The organism is Leucobacter sp. M11 (assembly GCF_035726885.1).
Lineage (GTDB): Bacteria > Actinomycetota > Actinomycetes > Actinomycetales > Microbacteriaceae > JAPFRB01.
The window spans coordinates 518,545-523,382 of sequence record NZ_JAPFRB010000003.1; the positions used below are offsets into that span (position 1 = coordinate 518,545).

Here is a 4,838-nt window from a genome sequence, read left to right on the forward strand (position 1 = left end):
GCCAGCCGGTTTCGGGGATCGCGCAGCGCGCCCTCGCCGAGTTCATGCGCTCGGGCGGACTCCAGCGGCACCTGGTTCGCGTGGGGCGCGCCTACGCGCACCGCCGCGGCCTGGTGCTCGCCGCGGCCGCGGAACTCGGGCCGGGGCGGACGCTCGGGGCCCTCGAGGGCGGACTGCACGCGGCGATCACCTGGCGTGGACTGCCCGACCCGGACCGGATCGTCGCCTCCCTCGCGGAGCGGGGGATCGACCTGGCGTCCCTGACGAAGTACTTCCACGGCGAGGACCCGGCCGGGCGGAGCGGGCTCGTCTTCGGCTACGGCGCCCCCAGCGACCTCCAGCTGCGCTCCGCCCTCGACGAGATCACCGCGGCGCTGAACGATCCGACAGAATTCCCGTTGCGGGCCGAGTAAGGGCAGGCTAACCTCGGTCACGGAGCGCCGCGACGCTCGCCTGCCGGGGCACCCGGAATCGGGGGACCAGCTTCGGCCCGAAGGAACATATGTCGCTCACCACCGCTTACCCCCGTCCCATCGCGATCCTGGCCGGCGCCGCGGCCGCGCTGCTCCTCCTGGGCGGGTGTTCCGCCGCCCCCGAGGAATCGGCAGGCTCCGGCGCCGCGACCGACGCCGCCGGGCTCCTGCCGGAGGCGGAGGGGAAGACCACCTACCCGCTCACTCTCGAGAGCCCCTTCGGGGAAACCGAGTTGCTGGAGCGCCCGGAACGGATCGCCATCGTGACCCCGATGACCCCGGATACGGACACGCTCCTCGCGCTCGGGGGAACCCCGGTGCTCGCGCCGTCAACGATCGACCGAAACACCTGGCTGGACGAGAGCCTGACGGCCCCCATCCCCGAGGTGTGGGAGGCGAGCGCGGGGGCAGAAATCCCCGTGGAGCTGGTGGCCGCCAGCGAGCCGGACCTAATCGTCACGCTGCTGGCAACGCCCGACGTTGACCAGCAGCGCTACGACCAGCTCAGCGCGATCGCCCCCGTGCTGTACGCGGCGGACGGGAGCTCCGGCTGGCAGGACCTGACCCGAACCCTGGGGGAGGCGATCGACCTCGGCGACCGCGCGGAGCGGATCGTGGCCGACGCGGAACAGGTGATCGTCGCCGCCCGCGAGGCGAACCCGGAGTTCGCGGGGAAGACGGCCAGCTACGTGCTCATCTACAACGAGGAGTTCGGGGCAAACTATGTGAGCACGCCGGGCTCCACCATGGAGCAGCTGCTCAACGAGCTCGGCTTTGTGTTGCCGAAGGAAGCGGCCGCCTTCGCCGAGGAATCGACCGTCAGTAACGAGCTGGTCGGCCTCATCGACGCCGATTTCCTCCTCCTGAGCACGATAGACCAGCCGGATTACTTCCTGGACGCCCCCCTCCTGCAGGCCGTGCCGGCCGTGGCCGAGGGCCGCGCGGTGATTGACTCCCCGGAGGAGGGTGAGTCCGGCAACAGCTTCGCGTGGGGGCTGAACCAGATGAGCGTGCTCAGCGTCCCGTGGCTGATCGAGCGCCTGACCGGGCTCGCCCAGGAGGCGCTCGGCGAGGGCTGAACCGCGTCGCGCGGGCCCGCCTAGCGGCCCTCGCGGCGGCGGCGCGCCAGCTGCTCCCCGGACATGCGCTCCACCTCGCGGAGCCCCCGCACGGCGATCTCCGCCAGCCCCGCGGAGCCGAGGCCGCGCTTGGCCGCCCGGGCGGCGTGCGGCTGCACCGCGGGGCGCGCGTCCCGGGAGAGCAGCTCGGCGAGGCTGCGCCAGCGGCTCAGGTCGAGCGAGCTGAGCTCGCGAGCGTGGCGTCGACGCAACCGCGCGAGCTTCCGCCCGCCCGAGCGCAGCCGCCCGGCCATGTCGGAGGCGAGGTACTCTCCGCCCTGCTTGACCTCCCGGCTCTGCCGCTCAGCGGTCCGCTCCAGCACGGCGGTGATGTCCGCGGCGAGTTCCGGGAACCGCCGCAGCAGGCGACGCTCCTCCGCCACCCAGCGGCGCAGCAGGATGTCCGCGGTTTCCGGGCAGAGGCGCTCGGGGAGCACGCCGGTGAACTGGTAGCCGCAGGCGCAATCCGGGGCCCGTCTCCGCCCCGTCGGCGGCTCCGCGCCGATGCCCACCCGGAGCAGGGCGGCGCCCGGTCCGCTTAGCCGGAGCTCGTCGGCGAGCACGCCCGCGCCCCGGCGGCGCTCGGCCTCGGCGACGAGCTCCCGCCACCGGTCGTTGTCCTCCGGGGTGACCAGCTCGCGCGTCGCCAGCGCGTACTCGGCGAGGACCGCGAAGGCCTCCGCCTGGATGGTCGCGCTGCGCTGCGCTGCCTTCGGGGTCGCCCCGGGCCAGGCGGGCACGGACTGGGACCCGGAGAGCGCCGAGATCCGGGCGGACCCGGAGGCCACCGCGTCCGCCTGGGCGCGACGGAGCGGCTCGTTTGCGAGCAAGAGGTTCCGTTCGAATTCGTGCACGGCGCTGAGATGGCTCATGGAAAGAGCGTAACGGGAGGGGCATGCGGTCGCTGTTTTTCGGGTCGGCGACGAGCCGCTGCACGGGGGTGGCGGAGGTGCGCACGGCCGAGGAAAAAAGGTGGCGTGTCTGCTGTTAATAAGGATAGCCTTGCCTAAGGCGTCCCGGGTGGTGTCTCCTCCCGCCCGTGAGGTGACGCCCTCCCATTTCAGTGTTCAGGAGAACCATGCCATTGCTTGACCGGCGTTTGCGCGCCACAATCATCGCCGCCGCGGCGGTGACCGCACTCGTGGGAACCGGGGTCCTCCCGGCCCAGGCCGCCCCCGAGCCCGCGGAACTCACCGATCTGCGGCTCGACATTGCCCTCAACGCGGAGTACCAGAGCGCCGACTCCCGCGGCGGCATCTGTAACTTCTTCTCCGCCGGGGCGGGCGGGGAATTCCGCCAGGCCGAGGGCGATGTCTCCATCGTGAAGCTCGACGCGGACGGCGCGGCCCAGCGCCCCTCCCGCGCGAGCATCTGCCTACCGATGGAGGGCACGAGCATCAACCAGCGTGCGCGCTTTGCCCACGGCGCGGGCACCCTCGACCCGGACACCGGAGCGGGGCAGGTCCGGTGGAGCGGTGCCTTCACCGCAAACGCCTACGGCGGGCTGGTGCCGTGGACCGTGACCGATCCCGTGCTCACGGTGGCCGCGGACGGCTCCGGCGAGCTGCGGGCGATCGCGGGCGGCCACGGCGCGAATATGGACAACCCGGAGGGCGGGTTCCCGCTGGAGTCCCGGGAGGTGACCCTCGCGACCTTCCCGGCGATCTCGATCGACGGCGGCACGATCGAGATCGCCCCGGACTTCGCCGGGCTGGACTATTTCCCGCTCCTGGAGGCGGGAAACCCGGCCGCCGGGCGCAGCGCCGAATCCGCGATTCCGGCGGAGCTCAAGGACCGCGGACCGTGGGGCTCCTGGCCGGAGTCGCTCGTCGATTTCCACTACGAGAGCGGGCTGGCCTCCTACTGGCACACGAGCGGCGGGAGCGCGGACTCGAACAAGGCCCCGCTGCCCCTGCGCCTGGTCGCGGGGGGAGCCGAGGTTGCGAACGGCCCGATCGTGACGGAGAACCCGAAGGCCAGCCTGGAGTTCCCGGTGTTGGAGGGCAACGACCTGACGGTCACCGCCGCCGTCACCGGCGCGAGCCTGGTGTCCTGGGAGCGGCAGGACACGCGCGGCGGCCCCTGGCGGACCATCGACGGGGCCACCGAGGCGACGCTGACGATCCCGGCGATCGATGCCGGGTGGAACGGCGTGACCGTGCGCATGGTCGCGGAAAACGCGGCGGGCCAGGTCCGCTCCGGTGAGCTGCGTCTGCAGACGGAGACGCCGCGTGAGCTGCGCGTGGACACGCAGCCGCGGTCGGTGCTCGCGATCGAGGGGATGCGCCCCGTGCTCGACCTGACCGTCACCGGCACCCCGTCCCCGAGCGAGTTCGTGGTGGAGCGGAGCCGGGATGGCGGCGCGACCTGGGCGACCCTCGAGGGCGTGAGCGCGGAACGCTCGGGCGCCGGTCACCGGCTGACCCTCCCCGTCGCCGACGCGGCCGGGGAGAGCACGGTGCGCGTCCACGCCAGCAACCGCCTCGGCCAGCGCATCCAGACGGAGCCGGTCGGTTACCGCATCGTCGCCGCGACGGGCGAGCCGCAGATCGCGCTTGCCCAGGCCGAGCCGCTCGACCCGGCGGCGGGCGGGCTGATCACCGTGGTTGGCGCGAACTTCGAGGTCCCGAAGAACGACCGTGACGGCTACTTCGGCCTCGACGTCGCCCTCGTTGCCGATGCCACCTGGCAGCCGGGGCAGCAGGCCTCGCAGCGCTGGGAGGCCACCTCCGCAGACACGGAGTGGGGGCAGCTGAACGAGGGCGCGCTCACGGCGTCCGGCGGGGGCTTCACCGTGAGCATCCCGGTCGCCGCTCGGGCGCTCGATCCCGAGCGGTCCTACGGGGTCGCGACCTTCCTGCGACACACCAACCTGTGGTGGCAGAGCACTTACTCGGACCGCCGCGCCGACAGCTTCACCCGGGTGGCGCTGACCGCCCCCGGCACCGCGCCCGCCGAGATCGACCCGACCGAGCTGACCGGGGCGGCACGCGGCGAGGTGACGGCGACGCTGAGCGACACGGGCGAGCTCGCCGTCACCGTGCCCGGGCAGCGACCCGACTCGAATGTGTTCCTGAGCGTGCGCTCGGACGCGCAGGCTCTCGGCTGGTTCCGACTGGACGCGGCGAGCGCCGCGACCGTGCCGCTCCCGGCGGGCATCGACAGCGGTGAGCACCGGGTCGTCGTGCAGGACGTGACGGGCGAGCTGGCCGGCTGGGCGAGCTTCACCGTGCCGGAGCCGACGACG

The 4,838-nt window shown here is 72.8% G+C and carries 2 protein-coding genes and 2 pseudogenes; 3 read left to right on the plus strand and 1 reads right to left on the minus strand.

The annotated features are described in order from the left end of the window. Both OOT08_RS10835 and OOT08_RS10840 read left to right on the plus strand, forming a co-directional pair. Window positions 1–413, plus strand: a pseudogene (locus OOT08_RS10835) (hypothetical protein); the annotation flags it as partial. 89 nt (window positions 414–502) lie between these two features. Continuing rightward, entirely contained in the window at window positions 503–1,552 is a 1,050-nt protein-coding gene (locus tag OOT08_RS10840; RefSeq protein ID WP_325092656.1) for an ABC transporter substrate-binding protein, read from the plus strand. Between the two features lie 20 nt (window positions 1,553–1,572). Here OOT08_RS10840 and OOT08_RS10845 read toward each other — a convergent pair whose 3' ends face one another. Beyond that, entirely contained in the window at window positions 1,573–2,463 is an 891-nt protein-coding gene (locus tag OOT08_RS10845) for a hypothetical protein (RefSeq protein WP_325092657.1), read from the minus strand. A 206-nt stretch (window positions 2,464–2,669) separates the two neighbouring features. Between OOT08_RS10845 and OOT08_RS10850 the strand changes: the two are divergent. Then, window positions 2,670–4,838: pseudogene (locus OOT08_RS10850) on the plus strand (hypothetical protein); the annotation flags it as partial.

Bases quoted from the DNA above. Each gene is read 5' to 3' on its own strand.
- OOT08_RS10845 (WP_325092657.1), bottom strand. From the start codon at position 2,463: ATGAGCCATCTCAGCGCCGTGCACGAATTCGAACGGAACCTCTTGCTC.
- OOT08_RS10840 (WP_325092656.1), top strand. From the start codon at position 503: ATGTCGCTCACCACCGCTTACCCCCGTCCCATCGCGATCCTGGCCGGC.